Here is a 16179-nt window from a genome sequence, read left to right as displayed (position 1 = left end):
CCTAGATCCGCACGCCGGAGTGCAGGCAGACGATGCCGCCGGTCAGCGGCGTGACGTCGACGCGGCTGAACCCGGCCGCCCGCATCATCTCGGCGAAGGCCTCCGGCGAGGGAAACTTGCGGATCGATTCGACGAGGTACTGGTAGGACTCGGCGTCGCCGGTGACGAGCTTGCCCATGGGCGGGATCAGCTTGAACGAATAGGCGTCGTAGATGGCGTCGAGGCCGGGCACGTCGACGCGCGAGAACTCCAGCACGAAGCACCGCCCGCCGGGCTTGAGCACGCGGCGCATCTCGGCGAGCGCCTTGTCCATGCGCGGCACGTTGCGGATGCCGAAGGCGATGGTGGTCGCGTCGAAGCTCTTGTCGGCGAAGGGCAACTCCTCCGCATTGGCCTCGACGAACTCGACCCGGTCCGACAGGCCGAGCGAAGCCGCGCGCTCGCGGCCGACCCCGAGCATGCCGCCATTGATGTCGGCGACGGTGGCGCTGGTCCCCGCCCCTCCCGCCTCGACGGTGCGGAAGGAGACGTCGCCGGTGCCGCCGGCGACGTCCAGCAGCCTGAAGGAACGGTCGGTTTTCGGCGGGCGCAGGCGCGAGACCAGCAGGTCCTTCCAGGCGCGGTGCAGACCGAGCGACATCAAATCGTTCATCAGGTCGTAGCGGCGCGCCACCGAGTGGAACACCTCGTCGACCATGCGCTGCTTCTCGCCGAGCGGCACGGTGCGGAAGCCGAAATGAGTGTCGGCGGCCTCGCTCGTGGTGCCGTCCGTCCGTGTGTCCGCAGCCATCTGCGCGCGGCTCCCGCCTTCGATCCGAAATCGGCGCGGACCATAGCGGAGAGCCTGCGCGCATCCAAGCGGCGGCGGCGGACGTGGTTACGCAGCAGCCATGCGCCCCACACAACAAGGCATCCTCATCCTGAGGTGCGAGCGCAGCGAGCCTCGAAGGATGGTCGCTCGAGCGCGCCCGGACGAGCCTCCTTCGAGGCCCAGCTGGCGCCGGGAGTCTGATTCGTAATTCGCGACCGGGATGCTTGGAGGCTCGTCATGGCCGGGCCAAGCCCGGGGATGACGGTCCAAAGGCGGCACCCACCATCCCGAAAAGCAATTACGGGTCAGGCTCTCAGGATGACGGCGCGCTGCTTCTCGGTTCCGGGCTCAGATCACCCGCACCAGCGTGCCGACCTGCACGCGGCCATAGAGGTCGATGACGTCCTCGTTGCGCATGCGGATGCAGCCGGAGGACACCGCCTGGCCGATGGTCTCCGGCTCGTTGGAGCCGTGGATGCGGTAGAGCGACTTGCCGAGATACAGCGCGCGGGCGCCGAGCGGGTTGTCCTCGCCGCCGGGCATGACGCGCGGCAGGTCGGGACGGCGGTCGAGCATCTCGGACGGCGGGCGCCATTCCGGCCATTCCGCCTTGCGGCTGATGCGCTCGCTCCCCGCCCACTGGAAGCCTTCCTTGCCGACGCCGATGCCGTAGCGCACCGCCGTGCCGTCGCCCTGGATCAGGTAGAGATAGCGCGCGCCGGTATCGACGATGATGGTGCCGGCCGGGTCGGAGCTGGAATAGCGCACGACGTGGCGGTCGAACTTGCGGTCGACGCCCTTCGCACCGGTCGAGGGCCGGTAGAGCGGCAGCGGCGTGTCGGGGTCGTCATAGATGTCGTCCTCGACCGTGTAGCTGGCCGGCACGGCGGCGGTGCGCGTCGCCGTCCCCCTGGTCGAGCGGCTCGCCGCCTTGGTCTGGCGCGTGGTCGGCGCGGCCGCCTGCACCGGCGCCGGCGGCAATTCGACGTCGGCGTCGTAACCAGACGGGTTCGCGCTCGCCGCATAGGAGGAGGCCGGCGCGGTGGTGGTCCGGCGGGCCGGCGGGGCATATCCATAGACCCCGCGCGCGGCGCCGACGTCGGCGCTCGGCCGCGGCGGCTGATAGACGCTGCCCGAGGGATAGACCGGCGCATTGCCCGGCCGCCAGGCGGAAGGATTGGACGCCGCGGAGCGCGAATAGAGCTGGTAGGAGGACTGGTAGCCGTAGACGCCGCTCTGCGCCTGCGCCGGCCCCGCAGCGGCCAAGGCCGTCAGCGCGACAGCGACGGCCGCCGCCTGCACGGCTGCCCGCTGACGTGCTGAAAGGAGACCCGAATCACCGCGCATGTCTGACGCCCCCGCGAAATGAATCACAGGTTGGTCATTTATGGTTAATGAAACCTTGCGGGGCGGAGTACCTCCGCGGGTGACGCTCTGAGCGCACGCCAGCGGCACCACCTCATCCTGAGGTGCCGCCGGAGGCGGCCTCGAAGGATGGTGACTTAAGCGCACCCGGGCGAGCATCCTTCGAGGCTCGCTGCGCTCGCACCTCAGGATGAGGGTGATCGGAAGTGGCCTGAAAAGAAGCGCCGGGCATTTCAGCCCACAACGCCGTCATGCCCGGGCTTGGCCCGGGCATCCACGACTTGCGACCAGGCGCCGAGAGGAAGGCGTGGGTGGCCGGGCCAAGCCCGGCCATGACGTTGCTCTCTTGAAGGCCGTCCGGGATGACGACGGATTGCCTCAGGCCTCGAACGTCAGGCCTCAGCCCCAATCCTCACGCCGGGCAGCGGACATAGACCATGGTGCCGTAGCGGCCGGCCACTTCGGGGTCCAGCCACTTCAGCACCAGGATCTGGCCGTCGAAGCGCACGACCTCGCGGTCGGACTTGGCGCCCGCCGGCTCGGTCGGCAGGCCGATGAAGATCGGGCCGGTGCCGACCTGCTTCGACACCATCTCGGAAGGCGACGAATCATCGGCGAGGTACATCATGAAGCCGCCACCCGGCCCGGCATTGATGACGTAGGGCTGGCGGCAGCCCTGCCGCGCCTGCGCCTCGGTGCGCGCCGCGTCCTCCGGGCGGTGATAGGCGGCCAGGCCCCATTTGCCGACCAGCTGCTGGGCGGTGATCGGCGATGTGTATTGCGGCATGGCGGGTGCCGCCGGCTGCGGGGCCTGGGTGGCGCAGGCGGCGAGAGCGGCGGCGAACATGCCGGCAAGAGCCAGGCGGAGGACGCGGTGGAACAGGTTCATTGAGCACTCCGGGACGTATGGATGCCGGACGGACAAACGCTGGGTAGGATGCGCGCCCGCCGCTTCATAATTCCTTACATCAGCATAATGATTGAGCTTTACGCCAGAAGGCCAGCCGAACATAGTCCGCGCGCGCTCCGACGTCGAACCTTCCCCGGCGATTGTGCCGGGATTGCGGGCCGAACGCCGGGCCGGAGTGGCCGAATTGACCGATTTCCTGATCCGACCGGCGGATGACGCCGACGGCGATGCCATCGCAGTGCTGATCGCCGCCGCCTTCGCCGAATATGAGGGCTGCGTGTTCGACCGCGCCGCCGAATTCCCCGAGCTCGACGCCATCGCCTCGCATTTCGCCGCCCGCGGCGGCACTATCTGGGTGGCCGAAGCGGATGGCGAGGTGATCGGCTCTTTCGCCCTCGCCCCGACCCGCGACGCCGATGCGCCGGCCGGCGGCATGGAGATCTTCAAGGTCTATGTCGCCCGCACCGCCCGCCGCCGCGGCGTCGCCCGGGCGCTGTTCGAGCGGGCGCTGACGCAAGCACAGGCCGCCGGCGCGCCGGAGATCCGGCTGTGGACCGACACCCGCTTCACCGACGCCCACCGCTTCTATGAACGCTGCGGCTTCCATCGCCACGGCGAGGCGCGGGAATGCCACGACCTCTCCGCGACCTGGGAATATTCCTACCGGCTGTCGCTGAACCCGGCCGCCCCTTCCCGCCTCGCTCGCATCGAGAGCTGATCCCATGCCGCGCTTCAACACCGGGCCCGCTCTCGCGGCGGTCACCGGCATCGGCCTCCTGTCGGTGATGGACGGCATGATCAAGTACGTCGCCACAGAGCACGGCATCGGCCAGATCGGCGTGATGCGCTACGCCTTCGGCGCGCTCGCGGCCTATCTCGTCTTCCGCGCCGCCCGCACGCCCTGGCCGGATGCGGCGACGGTCCGTCCGCATGCCTGGCGCTCGGTGGTGGTGGCGGCGACCGCGCTGCTGTTCTTCTATTCGCTGGCGGTGCTGCCCCTCGCCGTGGCGCTGGCGCTCTCCTTCACCTCGCCGATCTTCATCGCCCTGTTCGCCGCGGCGATCCTCGGCGAGCGGCCGGGCCGGCCGATCCTGATCGCGCTGGTGCTCGGCTTCGCCGGCGTGCTGGTGGTGCTGTGGAGCGAGCTCACCCATACCGGCGGCGAGGAGGCGAACGCGCTCGGCCTCGCCGCCGCCATCGGCGCCGCCATCACCTATGCGCTGTCCATGGTGGTGCTGAAGAGCCGGGCCGCGCGCGACCCGCTGCCGACCATCGTACTGCTGCAGAACAGCTTCGCCGGCCTGCTGCTGGCGCCGCTCGGCATCTGGCAGTGGACGGCGCCGGCCGGCGGCGAGATCCTCGTCTTCGTCGGCATCGGCGTGCTCGGCACGGCGGGGCATCTGTGCATGGCCTGGGCCTATGGGCGCGCCGACGCCAGCCGGCTCGGCGTGTTCGAATACACCGCCTTCGTCTGGGCGCTGGCCATCGGCCTTCTGGCCTTCGGCGAGGTGCCGGCGGTCAGCACCCTGCTCGGCGCCACGCTGATCGTCGGCGGCGCGCTGGTCGCCTCGGGCCGCACCAAGGCGCCGCCGGAGCCGGAGATCGAGATCGGCCCCTGAGCTCCGCGCTGCCCAAAGACTGGGCTGGACCGCGGGCGGGGAGACGATAGGTTATCCGCGCGCCGGCGCACCCTGGCCGGCGGCAAAGTTGAGGGGGCTGCGATGCGCTATTCGAGCTGTCTGCGCGCGGCGCTGACGGGCGCGGCGATGAGCGTCGCCGCCCTCGCCCTGCCTGCCTTCACCCTGCCCGCCTTCGCCGCCGAGCCGATCCGGATCGGCGAGCTCAACAGCTACAAGGCCCAGCCCGCCTTCCTCGATCCCTACCGCAAGGGCATGCAGCTCGCGGTGAAGGAGATCAACGACGCGGGCGGCGTCAACGGGCGGCCGCTGGAACTGATCTCGCGCGACGACGGCGGCAATCCGGGCGACGCCATCCGCGTCGCCGAGGACCTGGTGACGCGCGAGAAGGTGGACCTGCTCGCCGGCACCTTCCTGTCGCATATCGGGCTGGCGGTGTCGGGCTTCGCCGGCAAGCGCAAGGTGTTCTTCCTCGCCGCCGAGCCGCTCACCGACAAGCTCACCTGGACGGACGGCAACCGCTACACCTTCCGCCTGCGCCCCTCCACCTACATGCAGGTGGCGATGCTGCTGCCGGCGGCGAAGGCGGCGCAGCGCAAGCGCTGGGCCATCGTCTATCCCAATTACGAATACGGCCAGTCCGCCGCCGCCACCTTCAAGAAGCTGCTCAAGGACGCGCAGCCGGACGTCGAGTTCGTCGAGGAGCAGGCCACCCCGCTCGGCAAGATCGACGCCGGCCCGGTGGCGCAGGCGATCGCCGACGCCAAGCCGGACGCGGTGTTCAACGTGCTGTTCGGCCCGGACCTCGCCAAGTTCGTGCGCGAGGCCAATACGCGCGGCGCGCTGGAAGGCACCCATGTCGTCAGCCTGCTCTCCGGCGAGCCGGAATATCTCGACCCGCTGAAGGACGAGACGCCGGTCGGCTGGGTGGTCACCGGCTATCCCTGGTACGCGATCACCACGCCCGAGCACATGGCGTTCCTTTCTGCCTACCAGAAGGCCTATGGCGACTATCCGCGCCTCGGCTCGGTGGTCGGCTACACCACCATCAAGTCGATCGCCGCCGGGCTCAATAAGGCCGGCAGCACCGACAGCGAGAAGCTGGTCGACGCCTTCCGCGGGCTTCAGGTGACCGGGCCGTTCGGCCCCTTCAGCTACCGCGCCAGCGACCATCAGGCGACCATGGGCGCCTATGTCGGCATCCTCGCGCTGAAGGACGGACAGGGCATCATGGTGCAGCCGAGCTATGTCGACGGCGCCAGCGTGCTGCCCTCCGACGCCGAGGTGAAGGCGCTGCGGCCGGCGACCGACTGAGCGGCGCGACGAGACGGCGGGCCCCTCCCGATGTCGCTCGACGCGCTCCTGTTCCAGGCGGTGAACGGCCTCGCCTCCGCCTCCGGCCTGTTCCTCGTCGCCGCCGGGCTGTCGATCATCTTCGGCGTCACCCGCATCGTGAACATGGCGCACGGCTCCTTCTACATGCTGGGGCTCTATCTCGCCGTGACGCTGGCGCCGAAGCTCGGGACGTGGATCGGCGGGCCGCTCGGCTTCTGGGCCGGCATCCTCGCGGCCGCGCTCGTCGTGGCGGCGCTCGGCGCGCTGATCGAGATGACGCTGCTGCGCCGGCTCTATGGCGCGCCCGAGCTCTACCAGCTGCTCGCCACCTTCGCGCTGCTCCTCGTCATCAACGACGCGGCGCTGTTCCTCTGGGGGCCGGAGGATATACTCGGCCCGCGCGCGCCGGGCCTGTCGGGCTCGGTGATGCTGCTCGGCCGGCGGCTGCCGCAATACGACATCTTCCTCGCGCTGATCGGCCCGGCGGTGCTGATCGGCCTGCACCTCCTGCTCGCCCGCACCCGCTTCGGCCGGCTGATCCGCGCGGCGACGCAGGACCGCGAGATGGTGGCGGCGCTCGGCATCAACGAGGCGCTGCTGTTCACCGCGGTCTTCGCCCTCGGCGCCGGCATCGCCGGGCTCGGCGGCGCCTTGCAGATGGCGCGCGAGCCGGCGAGCCTCACCCTCGACCTCTCCGTGCTCGGCGACGCCTTCGTCGTCGTCGTGGTCGGCGGCATGGGCTCGATCAGGGGCGCCTATCTCGCCGCCGTTCTGGTGGCGGAGGCGAAGGCGCTGTGCACTGCGCTCGGCGTGGTCGACATCTTCGGTTTCACCTTCAACATGTCGCGGCTGACCCTGGTCGCCGAGTTCCTGGTGATGGCGCTGGTGCTGATCGTGCGCCCGCACGGCCTGTTCGGCCGGCCGCAGCCGCCCGCCGCCCGTGGCGGCCCGGCCGAGCCGCCGCTGCGCCCGTTCTCCGCCCCTGCCCGCGTGTTTGCCCTCGCCGCCATCGCCCTGTTCGCCGCCATGCCGCTGATCGGCACGCTGGTCAGCTACGCCCCGGTGCTGGCGCTCGACATGCTGGTGGCGGCGCTGTTTGCCGCCTCGCTGCACTTCATCATGGGGCCGGGAGGGATGGCCTCCTTCGGCCACGCCGCCTATTTCGGCCTCGGCGCCTACGGCACCGCCTACGCCGTCACCGCGCTCGACCTGCCGACCCCGCTCGCCTTCGCCACCGGCATCGGCGTCGCGGCCTTCGGCGCGGTGCTGTTCGGCTGGTTCTGCGTGCGGCTGGAAGGCGTCTACTTCGCCATGCTGACGCTCGCCTTCGCGCAGATCGTCTGGTCCGTCGCCTTCCAGTGGGAGGAGGTAACGGGCGGCTCCAACGGCCTGTTCGACGTGTGGCCGGAATGGCCGTTCGACAGTCGCACCGGGCTCTATCTCGCCGCCTTCGTGGTCACGCTGGCCGGGCTCATGCTGCTGCGGCGGCTAGTCTTCGCGCCCTTCGGCATGGCGTTGCGCGCCGCGCGCGATTCACGCCTGCGGGCGGAAGCCTCCGGCATCCCGGTGGCGCGGGTGCGCTGGCTCGCCTTCGCGCTGGCCGGCGCGGTCTGCGGCGCGGCGGGCGGGCTGTTCGCCTTCGCCAAGGGCTCGATCTCGCCAGAGGCGATCTCGGTCGGCCGCTCCATCGACGGGCTCGTCATGGTGCTGATCGGCGGCGTGCAGAGCCTCGTCGGCCCGGTCGTCGGCGCCGGCGCCTTCACGCTCTTGCAGGACAGCGTGATGCGCGAGACCGACTACTGGCGCGCGCTGCTCGGCGTGCTGATCCTCGCCATCGTGCTGCTCTTTCCCTTCGGCATCGCGGGTGGGCTCTCTCGCGGCCTGCGCCGGCCGGGAGGCGCGCGATGACGCAAAACCCGGCCGGAACCGTATTGGAGGTGCGCGAGCTCACCAAGCATTATGGCGGCGTGCGCGCCGTGGACGGGGTGAGCTTCTCCATCGCGCCGGGCGAATTGCTGGCGCTGATCGGCCCCAACGGCGCCGGCAAGTCGACCTGCTTCAACATCGTCAACGGCCAGCTCAAGCCGGATTCCGGCACGGTGCGCATCCTCGGGCGCGACGTCACCGGCGTTCCCTCGCGCCGCATCGCCCATCTCGGCGTCGGCCGTACTTTTCAAGTCGCCGCCGTGTTCGGCTCGATGACCGCGCTGGAGAATGTGCAGGCGGCGCTCATCGCCGCGCGCGGCTCGGTATTCGGCTTCTGGCGGCCCGCGACCACCATTGCCCGCGACGAGGCCATGGCGCTGCTGGAGCAGACCGGCATGGCCGGCGAGGCCGAGCGCCCCGCCGCGGCTCTCGCCTATGGCGACGTGAAGCGGCTCGAGCTCGCCATGGCGCTCGCCGGCGATCCCAGGCTCCTCCTGATGGACGAGCCGACCGCCGGCATGGCCGCGGCCAAGCGCGGCGAGATGATCGCGCTCGTTCAGAAGCTCACGCGCTCGCGCGGACTCGCCGTGCTGTTCACCGAGCATTCCATGGACGTCGTCTTCGGCCATGCCGACCGGGTGATCGTGCTGGCGCGCGGGCGGCTGATCGCCGACGGCACGGTCGACGAGGTGCGCGCCGACCCGAGAGTGCGCGAGGTCTATCTCGGCGGCACGGCGGAGGCGGCAAGATGAATCCGCCCGCGGACACGCCCATGCTGGAGGTCGACGGGCTGGAAGCCTGGTATGGCGAGGCCAAGATCCTGTTCGGCCTGTCGCTCACGGTCGCGCCGGGCGAGGCGGTGGCCCTGGTCGGGCGCAACGGCGCCGGCAAGTCCACCACCATGAAGGCGGTGATGGGGCTGGTGCGCCGCCGCGCCCGCCGCCTCGCCCTGCATGGGCAGGACATAGCGGCGCTGCCGACCTATGCCATCGCCCGGCTCGGCATCGGCTATGTGCCCGAGGATCGGCGCATCTTCACCGACCTCACCGTGACGGAGAACCTCGACCTCGGCCGCCGCGCCGTGCGGCCCGGCGGCGGCAGCCTCATGGGCCCCGACTGGCCGCGCGAGGCGCTGTTCGAGCTCTTCCCCAACCTCGCCGCGCTCAGGGATCGCCTGGGCGGCCAGATGTCGGGCGGCGAGCAGCAGATGCTCGCCGTGGCACGGGCCCTCGTCGGCCGCCCGGCGCTGCTGCTGCTCGACGAGCCCTCCGAAGGTATTGCGCCAATCATCGTAGAACAAATGATCAATGCGCTGGGTGCTTTGAAGGCCAGCGGCCTCTCCCTGCTGATCTCCGAACAGAATACCGCGTTGTGCAGTGCGGTATGCAACCGGGCGTATGTGATCGAACAAGGCGAACTGCGGTGGCAGGGCGCGATGAGCGACCTCGATTCGGCAGTCGAGCCCATGCGGATATTCGGTTGAATGCGTACAAATCATTGAAGATGCGCGTATGGCATTTGCCAGCCGGCTTCGTTGTGCTCTGATGGTGGCCATGACGGATGTGCGGGAAAGCGACGGGCTAATGAGTGCGGGCGGCCCCGACGATCCGGCCGACGCGAAGGCGCTGGCGATCGAGACCTACCGGCTCGACCAGCAGGTGGGCTTCCTCATGCGCGTCGCCAACCAGCGCCACACCGCCCTCTTCGCCGCGCGCATGATCGAAAACCTGACCCCGCCGCAATTCGCCACCCTCGCCAAGCTGCGCGAGGTCGGCCCCTGCTCGCAGAACCGGCTCGGCCGCCTCGTCTATCTCGACGCCGCCACCATCAAGGGCGTGGTGGATCGCCTGCGCGCCCGCGGCTTCGTGCTCACCGCCGACGACCCGCTGGACCGCCGCCGCCGCGCCGTCGGCCTGTCCGAGCGCGGGCGGGCCGTTGCCGACGAAGCCATACTGGTCGCGCGCGAGATCACCGAGGCGACGCTGGAGCCGCTCGACGAGGCCGAGCGCGCCGAGGCGCTGCGCCTGCTGCGCAAGCTCGGCTGAGGCGGACTATCCCTTCGGGGCGAAATCGGCGAGGCGGCCGGCATAGGGCTTCGGCCGCGGCGGCGCATAGGCGCCGGTCTTCGAGGTCGTCAGCCCGGCCCTGACCAGCCCTTCCGCCAGCGCCACCGCGCTCGCCACCCCGTCGATCACCGGCACGCCGTGCTCCTCGCCCAGGGCGCGGGCCAGATCCGCCATGCCGGCGCAGCCGAGCACGATCGCCTCCGCCCGGTCCTCGCGCAGGGCGCGGCCGATCTCCTCCGAGATGCGGGCGCGGGCGCCGGAAGCCGGGTCCTCCAGTTCCAGCACCGCCACTTCCGAGGCGCGCACGGCGGCGCAGCGGCGGTCGAGACCGTAGCGCAGGAGATTGCCCTCGATGACGGGAATGGAACGCGACAGCGTCGTCACCACCGCAAAGCGGTGGGCGAGAAGGCTCGCCATGTGGAAGCCGGCCTCGCCGATGCCGACCACCGGCGCCCTGGCGAGCGTGCGCGCAGCCTCCAGCCCGGTATCGTCGAAGCAGGCGATGATATGCGCGTCCACCCCCGCCGCCTCGGCCTCGGCGATGGCGGCGAGCAGGCCGGGCAGCGCCAGCGCATCGTCATAATGCCCCTCGATCGAGGCCGGCCCCATGGCGGAGGTCGCCGCCATTATCTGCGTGCCCGGCGCCGCGACGACGCGTGCGGCGGCGGCGATGGTCTCGGTCATCGACCGCGTGGTGTTGGGATTGACGAGATGGATGCGCAAGGAAGCCGCCGCGTGATGGATCGGGATCGTCCCGCTTCTAGCATGGCGGCTGGCTGGGGCGGGAGGATTCGAACCTCCGCATGGGGGAATCAAAATCCCCTGCCTTACCACTTGGCGACGCCCCACCGGGCCGGTGGCCGTTCGACGCTGCGCCCGGCCGGCCGTGGGCGCGGACATAGACACAGCTTAGCCCGGCTTTCAACCTCGTTCGGCAGGGCGCCGCCCGCCCGCGGGCGAAAGGGTCGCACGTCGCCACCCGCGTCATCCACATCCTGCGCGCCGCGCCCCTTGCGGCCCTGCGCATCGGCATGCTAGAGGCTCGCGCCGCGGCGGAGTGTAGCGCAGCCTGGTAGCGCACCTCGTTCGGGACGAGGGGGTCGCAGGTTCAAATCCTGCCACTCCGACCACTAACTTTCCCGAGATCTTCCAATCATCTGCCCGACGCGGCCGGCCCCGGAAACGGGGGCCGCCGGCGCGAGCCTTGCGCAAGGTGACGCAGCGTCTGGATAAGCGCGCGGGCGGCCCCACATAGGGCCGATGATGCAAGCATGGCCGTGCGCGTGAGTACCCTCCTGCCGGCAACCGCCTTCCTTCCCCTGCCCGTCCCGCTCGCCGTCAGTGGGCAGCCGCGCCGCGTCGGCGTCGAGGTCGAGTTCACCCGCCTCTCCGAGCGGCGGGCGGCCGAGCGCATCGCGCGCGAGATGGGCGGCACGCTGCGCGAGGAGGACCCGCACGCCTTCCACATAATCGGCTCGCGGCTGGGCGACCTGTGCGTCGAGCTCGACATGCGCCACGCCCACCCCCATCGCGACGGCCATCCCATGCCGCGGCTGCGCCCACATGCCGGCCTCATCGGCGCGGCGCTGCGCCCCTTCGTGCCGCGCGAGCTGGTGACCGGGCCGATCCTGCCGGGCGATCTCGGGGAGATGGACGACCTGGTGCGCGCCCTGCGCGAGGAAGGCGCCGGCGGGGACGGCGCCACCGTCCTCGGCTCGCTGGGGCTGCATTTCAACATCGTGCCGGCCTCGCTGGAGCCGTCGGCGCTGCTGGCGATGCTGCGGGCCTTCCTGCTCTCGGAACCGCGCCTGCGGGCGCAGGGCCTGACCGGCCTCTCGCGGCTGCACGCGCCGCCGCCCTACCCGCAGGACTATGTGGATAAGGTGCTCGGTCCCGGCTATCGGCCGGATCTGGAGGCGCTGTGCGACGACTATGTCGGCGCCAACCCGACGCGCAGCCGCGCCCTCGACCTCCTGCCGCTGTTCCTCGAACTGTTTCCCGAGCGCGTCGCCCCGCGCATCAGCGGCAAGGTGAAGCCGCGCGCGGCGCTGCATTACCGGCTGCCGGTGGCGCGCGTCGGCCGCCCCGGCTGGAGCCTCGCGGAAGACTGGAATCGCTGGGTCGAGGTGGAGAGGCTTGCGGCCGATCCTTCACGGCTGGCGGCGGCGGTCGCGCGCCACCGGCCCGTCTAGCCGGCCAGGGCCACGCCGGAGGGCCGGTCGTCGCTGCGTCCGCGGGCACGGGCGTTCAGCCGCTGCTCGGCAAGCGCGCAGAGCGCATCCGCCGCGCGCTGGCGCGCGACCAGATTGGCGTGCAGCAGGCGGGCACATTCCGGCTGGCCAAGCTGGCGCAGCCAGGCGGCCGCCGTCATGTAGCGGGCGGCGCTATAGGTCGCGACCGCCTGCATGGCGGCAGCGATGGCAGTGTCGAGCACGTAGAAATCGTCGATCTCTTCGTTCAATTCCTCGGCGCTGATGAAAATGCCGTCGATCGCCGGACATTCGATGGAACGGGGCGCCGCATCGTGCCGGAGGAACACCTCCTCGATGCGCGCGAGGTGATCCTCGCTCGCCATCCTCGCTCGCTCGAGTTCCCGTCGGAGCAGCGGATCGGAGACCTTGGCGGCCAGTCCCGGCAGCGCCTTGGCGATCCGCCGTTCGGTGTAGAGCAGCTCGCCGAGGCTCTGCCGGAGGAGATCGTCGAGCGACTTGATGTCCTTGGAGAACAGTCCCACGGCATTTCCTCCCACGTTCCGCCGAATTTCGTTGATGGGACCGGCATTGCCAGTCAGCGCATCAACGCCCGCCGGGAATGGCGGTTCCAATGAATCAGCAAGATTTGGGCCGCGACGGCCTGCGCCGGTAATCGGCCCCGAAAGCCGGCCTGCTCGATGGGCGTATCAGGCACTGGAACGCGGAAAGGCGGTATCCGGGCCAACCCTCACACGGGGCCGAAGGTGCCGTCCGCGCGCAGCCGTTCCAGCACCCCGGTCGCCACCGCGAAATAGGCGCCGTGCAGCGCCAGGCGGCCGTCCTCGACCCGCTCCTTGATCCAGGGGAAGGTGGCGAGGTTGCGCAGGGAGAGCTTGACGCACTGGTGCTCGAGGATGGTGCGCTGCTCCGCTGGGTCACTGCTCAGGTTGAGCGCGATGTCCCGCGCCGGCCGGGCGATGCGGATCCAGTCGGGCAGGAAGTCCTGCGCCTGCGCCGGGGCGCCGTCGATCAGCGCGCCGGCGCCGCCGCACAGCGCGTGGCCCAGCACCATGATCTCCTGCACTTCCAGCACCTTGACGGCGAATTCGATTGCCGCACTGGTGCCGTGGTGGTCCTGCTCCGGCTCGGCATGGGCGTCGGGCGCCGTATAGGGCGGCACCAGATTGGCGACGTTGCGCACCACGAACAATTCGCCCGGACCGGCGTCGAAGATCATGGTCGGGTCGACGCGGCTGTCCGAGCAGGCGATCACCAGCGTCTGCGGTTTCTGCCCGCGCGCGGCGAGCCTCTCGAACAGCGCCTTGCGCTCCGGCCATGAGGTGGCACGAAACCGGCGATAGCCGTCGAGCAATTTGTCCATCGATCACCCTTGCGATAGGCAGGCCGCGCAGTAGCTGAATAGCGGTGCGGCGCGCGGTGCGCAATTCGGTCGTGCTCGACCGGGACGCGCGCGACGGCATGCCCAAAGGGAAGGCAGGCATGGCAGAGGACATCCCCTTCGAGCGGCGCTTCGACGCCGTGCCCGGCGTCGCCGATGAAGTGGCGCCCGGCGTGCGCCGCGTGCTGGCGCCCAATCCCGGCCCGTTCACCTTCACCGGCACCTGCAGCTACATCGTCGGCCGCGGCGAGGTGGCGATCATCGATCCCGGCCCGGACGATGCCTCCCACGTCTCCGCCCTGCTCGCCGCCATCCACGGCGAGAAGGTGACGCACATCTTCCTCACCCACACCCACCGCGACCACAGCGGCGCGCTCGACGCGCTGAAGGAGGCGACCGGCGCCCCCGCCTATGCCGAGGGCCCGCACCGGCCGGCGCGCGAACTGCATGCGGGCGAGACCAACGTGCTGGACGCCGCGGGCGACCGCTCCTTCCTGCCGGACGTCGCTTTGGCCGACGGCGCGCGGGTGGAAGGCGCGGGCTGGACGATCGACGCCCTCGCCACCCCCGGCCACGCCGCCAACCACATGGCCTATGTGCTGGAAGGCGCCGGTCTCATCTTCGTCGGCGACCATGTGATGGGATGGTCCACCACCATCGTCGCGCCGCCGGACGGCTCGATGAGCGACTACATGGATTCGCTGCGCCGGCTCGGCGAGCGGCCGGAACAGCTCTATCTGCCCGGCCATGGTGGCGCGATCCCGCAGGGGCCGGCCTTCGTCGAGCGCTATCTGCGCCATCGCCAGGCGCGCGAGGCCGCCATCGTGCGGGCGCTGGAGCGCGGGCCGCTGGCGATCCCGGAGATCGTGCGGGCGATCTATATCGGCCTCGACCCGCGCCTCGCCGGTGCCGCGGGGCTCTCCACCCTCGCCCATCTGGAGGACCTGGTCGGGCGCGGCGAGGCGCTCACCGAGGGGCCGGCGGCGCTCGAAGGCGTTTTCCGCTTGCCGTAAGATTACTGCCGGCGCGGGCGGCCCTGCTGGTCGGCGAGCTCGTCGAAGAGCTGGTCGATGCGCCTTGCGTTGGAGCCGAAGTCGCGGTTGCCGCTGCGCGCCACCGAGCGCATGTCGACGATGGAGCCGGTCGGCGTGCGCCGGACCCGGATCACCATGTCGTCGCGCAGGCCGAAGGGCAGGCTGCGTGCCACCGCCTCGATCCGCCCGTCGCGCTCGCCGCGCGGCGGCACCGAATCGACGACGAGCCATTTATGCCGCGTCACCATGTTCATCAGCACGCGGAAGATCTCGTCCGGCGGGGCGTCGAAGGTGATCGGCTTGATGCCGGGATAGATGTCGAGCTGGTCGTCGGCGAGCTTGCCGCCGGGATAGGCGAGGCCGGTGGAGGCACGCGAGCGCACCGTGCCCAGCGTGACGAATTCCGGCGGGTCCTCGGTGTCGCTGGTCACGTCCGGCAGGGTCTTGAGGCCGACGGCGAGCGCGGCGAGCGTCGCGGTCGGGGTGATCAGCAGCAGCGCCAGCGCAGCCGCGCCGATGACCCGGCCGAGGCCCTTCAGCCCCTCGTTCCAGATGACGACGAAACCGGCGAAGGCGAGCAGCAGCGCCAGCACCGCCACCCCGACGCCGGCCAGCACGGTATAGGCCGCGCTGCGGAAATCGAGCGTCTCGGTGGCGTAGAGCGCGGCGCCGATGAGGGTGACCGGGAAGGCGAAGATCGCCGTGCGCAGGCTCCAGACGGCGAGCCGCGACATGCGCTCCTCGATGTAGAGGCGGCGGCGGATCATCGGGCCGCCTCCGCCGGAGCGGCGCGCAGGATCATGTCGGCGAGGTCCTCCACCGTGTCGACCACGAGGTCGGCCTCGTGGGCGAAATCGTCCACCGGGCCGGGGCCGCAGCGCACCAGCACCGCGATGGCGCCGGCATTGCGGGCGGTGTGCAGATCGTGCCGGGTATCGCCGACGAGGGCGATGTCGGCCGGGGCGAGGCCGGTCAGGCGGCTGAACGCCTCCACCATGCCGGGCGCCGGCTTGGAGCCGTAGCCGGAATCATAGCCGTAGACGGCGCTGAGCAGCCCGTCGAGGCCGAGCTGGGTCGCCTGCAGGCGGGCATTGGGCTCGGCGTCGTTGGTGGCGATGCCGAGCGGCAGGCCGAGCGCGTGCAGCCGGCCGAGCGTCTGCGCGGGGCTGCCGATGGGGGTGAGGTAGCGCCCGCCTTCCTCGCGAAAGAGCCGGTCGATCTCGCCGAAGAAGTCCATCGTCGCCGGCACGTCGAGGATCTGCGCCCAGAGCGGGCCATATTGCCGCGAGGAGCCGGCGATGAGCGGCGAGCTCTGCAGGAAGCGATCTTCCGCTGGCAGAAAATGGCTGGCTGCGTAAAGCTGGGTCAGCGCCGCTTCGTCCGCTCCGGCGAGACGGCGCATCACGGCACCTGCGGCGGGTCCCCAGGTACGGTCGAAATCGACCAAGGTACCGTCCTTGTCGAACAGAATGGCGCGTGGCGCGTTCACTGTCGGTCCAAACCC

The 16179-nt window shown here is 70.5% G+C and carries 17 protein-coding genes and 2 tRNA genes; 10 read left to right on the top strand and 9 right to left on the bottom strand.

Annotated elements, in window-relative coordinates:
- Nucleotide 1: 1 nt before the first annotated feature.
- The 3 genes from ubiE to SNOV_RS01475 form a co-directional block, all read right to left on the bottom strand.
- Nucleotides 2-790: a bifunctional demethylmenaquinone methyltransferase/2-methoxy-6-polyprenyl-1,4-benzoquinol methylase UbiE gene (gene ubiE / locus SNOV_RS01485; RefSeq protein ID WP_013165131.1), complete on the bottom strand. Its 789-nt coding sequence runs from the start codon at nt 788-790 to the stop codon at nt 2-4.
- Between the two features lie 369 nt (nt 791-1159).
- On the bottom strand, nt 1160-2158 hold the full coding sequence (locus tag SNOV_RS23920; protein ID WP_013165130.1) for a L,D-transpeptidase: 999 nt from the start codon (nt 2156-2158) through the stop codon (nt 1160-1162).
- 430 nt (nt 2159-2588) lie between these two features.
- Nucleotides 2589-3065: a hypothetical protein gene (locus SNOV_RS01475; protein WP_013165129.1), complete on the bottom strand. Its 477-nt coding sequence runs from the start codon at nt 3063-3065 to the stop codon at nt 2589-2591.
- Nucleotides 3066-3261: 196 nt separating this feature from the next.
- Between SNOV_RS01475 and SNOV_RS01470 the strand changes: the two genes are divergently transcribed.
- The 7 genes from SNOV_RS01470 (at nt 3262) to SNOV_RS01440 (ending at nt 10029) form a co-directional block, all read left to right on the top strand.
- Nucleotides 3262-3804 (top strand): GNAT family N-acetyltransferase, encoded by a 543-nt coding sequence (locus tag SNOV_RS01470; RefSeq protein WP_244412838.1) that lies wholly within the window; start codon nt 3262-3264, stop codon nt 3802-3804.
- Nucleotides 3805-3808: 4 nt separating this feature from the next.
- Complete coding sequence (locus SNOV_RS01465; RefSeq protein WP_013165127.1) at nt 3809-4705, top strand: DMT family transporter; 897 nt, start codon at nt 3809-3811, stop codon at nt 4703-4705.
- A gap of 102 nt (nt 4706-4807) precedes the next feature.
- Nucleotides 4808-6037 (top strand): ABC transporter substrate-binding protein, encoded by a 1230-nt coding sequence (locus SNOV_RS01460; RefSeq protein ID WP_013165126.1) that lies wholly within the window; start codon nt 4808-4810, stop codon nt 6035-6037.
- 30 nt (nt 6038-6067) lie between these two features.
- Nucleotides 6068-7966, top strand: coding sequence for an ABC transporter permease (locus tag SNOV_RS01455; RefSeq protein WP_013165125.1), 1899 nt, complete (start codon nt 6068-6070; stop codon nt 7964-7966).
- A complete protein-coding gene (locus SNOV_RS01450) occupies nt 7963-8736 on the top strand; it encodes an ABC transporter ATP-binding protein (RefSeq protein ID WP_013165124.1) in 774 nt (257 codons plus the stop codon). The genes SNOV_RS01455 and SNOV_RS01450 overlap by 4 nt, the downstream gene beginning before the upstream one ends.
- Nucleotides 8733-9467, top strand: a complete 735-nt coding sequence (locus SNOV_RS01445) for an ABC transporter ATP-binding protein (protein ID WP_013165123.1) — start codon at nt 8733-8735, stop codon at nt 9465-9467. Before SNOV_RS01450 ends, SNOV_RS01445 begins: the two co-directional genes overlap by 4 nt.
- A 100-nt stretch (nt 9468-9567) precedes the next feature.
- The gene (locus tag SNOV_RS01440) at nt 9568-10029 is read left to right on the top strand and encodes a MarR family winged helix-turn-helix transcriptional regulator (protein ID WP_041781904.1); all 462 of its coding nucleotides are present in this window, start codon (nt 9568-9570) and stop codon (nt 10027-10029) included.
- Between the two features lie 6 nt (nt 10030-10035).
- Here the strand turns inward: SNOV_RS01440 and SNOV_RS01435 are convergent, their stop codons facing one another.
- Together SNOV_RS01435 and SNOV_RS01430 are read right to left on the bottom strand one after the other, a co-directional pair.
- Nucleotides 10036-10773, bottom strand: coding sequence for an aspartate/glutamate racemase family protein (locus SNOV_RS01435; protein ID WP_013165121.1), 738 nt, complete (start codon nt 10771-10773; stop codon nt 10036-10038).
- Nucleotides 10774-10823: 50 nt separating this feature from the next.
- Nucleotides 10824-10898: transfer RNA gene (locus SNOV_RS01430), tRNA-Gln, on the bottom strand.
- 205 nt (nt 10899-11103) lie between these two features.
- Here SNOV_RS01430 and SNOV_RS01425 point away from each other — a divergent pair.
- A tRNA-Pro gene (locus tag SNOV_RS01425) sits at nt 11104-11180 on the top strand.
- 141 nt (nt 11181-11321) lie between these two features.
- Complete coding sequence (locus tag SNOV_RS01420) at nt 11322-12242, top strand: amidoligase family protein (protein WP_013165120.1); 921 nt, start codon at nt 11322-11324, stop codon at nt 12240-12242.
- On the opposite strand, the gene SNOV_RS01415 is transcribed toward SNOV_RS01420, so the two are convergent.
- Entirely contained in the window at nt 12239-12784 is a 546-nt protein-coding gene (locus SNOV_RS01415) for a YciE/YciF ferroxidase family protein (RefSeq protein ID WP_013165119.1), read from the bottom strand. The genes SNOV_RS01420 and SNOV_RS01415 overlap by 4 nt on opposite strands.
- 206 nt (nt 12785-12990) lie before the next feature.
- Nucleotides 12991-13623 carry a carbonic anhydrase gene (locus SNOV_RS01410; protein ID WP_013165118.1) on the bottom strand — a complete coding sequence of 211 codons (633 nt, stop codon included), beginning with the start codon at nt 13621-13623 and terminating at the stop codon, nt 12991-12993.
- A gap of 119 nt (nt 13624-13742) precedes the next feature.
- On the opposite strand from SNOV_RS01410, the gene SNOV_RS01405 reads away from it, so the two are divergent.
- Nucleotides 13743-14654 carry an MBL fold metallo-hydrolase gene (locus tag SNOV_RS01405; protein WP_013165117.1) on the top strand — a complete coding sequence of 304 codons (912 nt, stop codon included), beginning with the start codon at nt 13743-13745 and terminating at the stop codon, nt 14652-14654.
- 2 nt (nt 14655-14656) lie between these two features.
- On the opposite strand, the gene SNOV_RS01400 is transcribed toward SNOV_RS01405, so the two are convergent.
- Nucleotides 14657-15442, bottom strand: coding sequence for a DUF1499 domain-containing protein (locus SNOV_RS01400; RefSeq protein ID WP_013165116.1), 786 nt, complete (start codon nt 15440-15442; stop codon nt 14657-14659).
- Nucleotides 15439-16164, bottom strand: coding sequence for an HAD family hydrolase (locus tag SNOV_RS01395; protein WP_013165115.1), 726 nt, complete (start codon nt 16162-16164; stop codon nt 15439-15441). Before SNOV_RS01395 ends, SNOV_RS01400 begins: the two co-directional genes overlap by 4 nt.
- Nucleotides 16165-16179: the final 15 nt, after the last annotated feature.

Origin of the sequence: Ancylobacter novellus DSM 506 (genome assembly GCF_000092925.1) — a bacterium.
GTDB classification, from domain to species: Bacteria; Pseudomonadota; Alphaproteobacteria; order Rhizobiales; family Xanthobacteraceae; genus Ancylobacter; species Ancylobacter novellus.
This window is presented reverse-complemented; position numbering and strand designations above follow the sequence as displayed.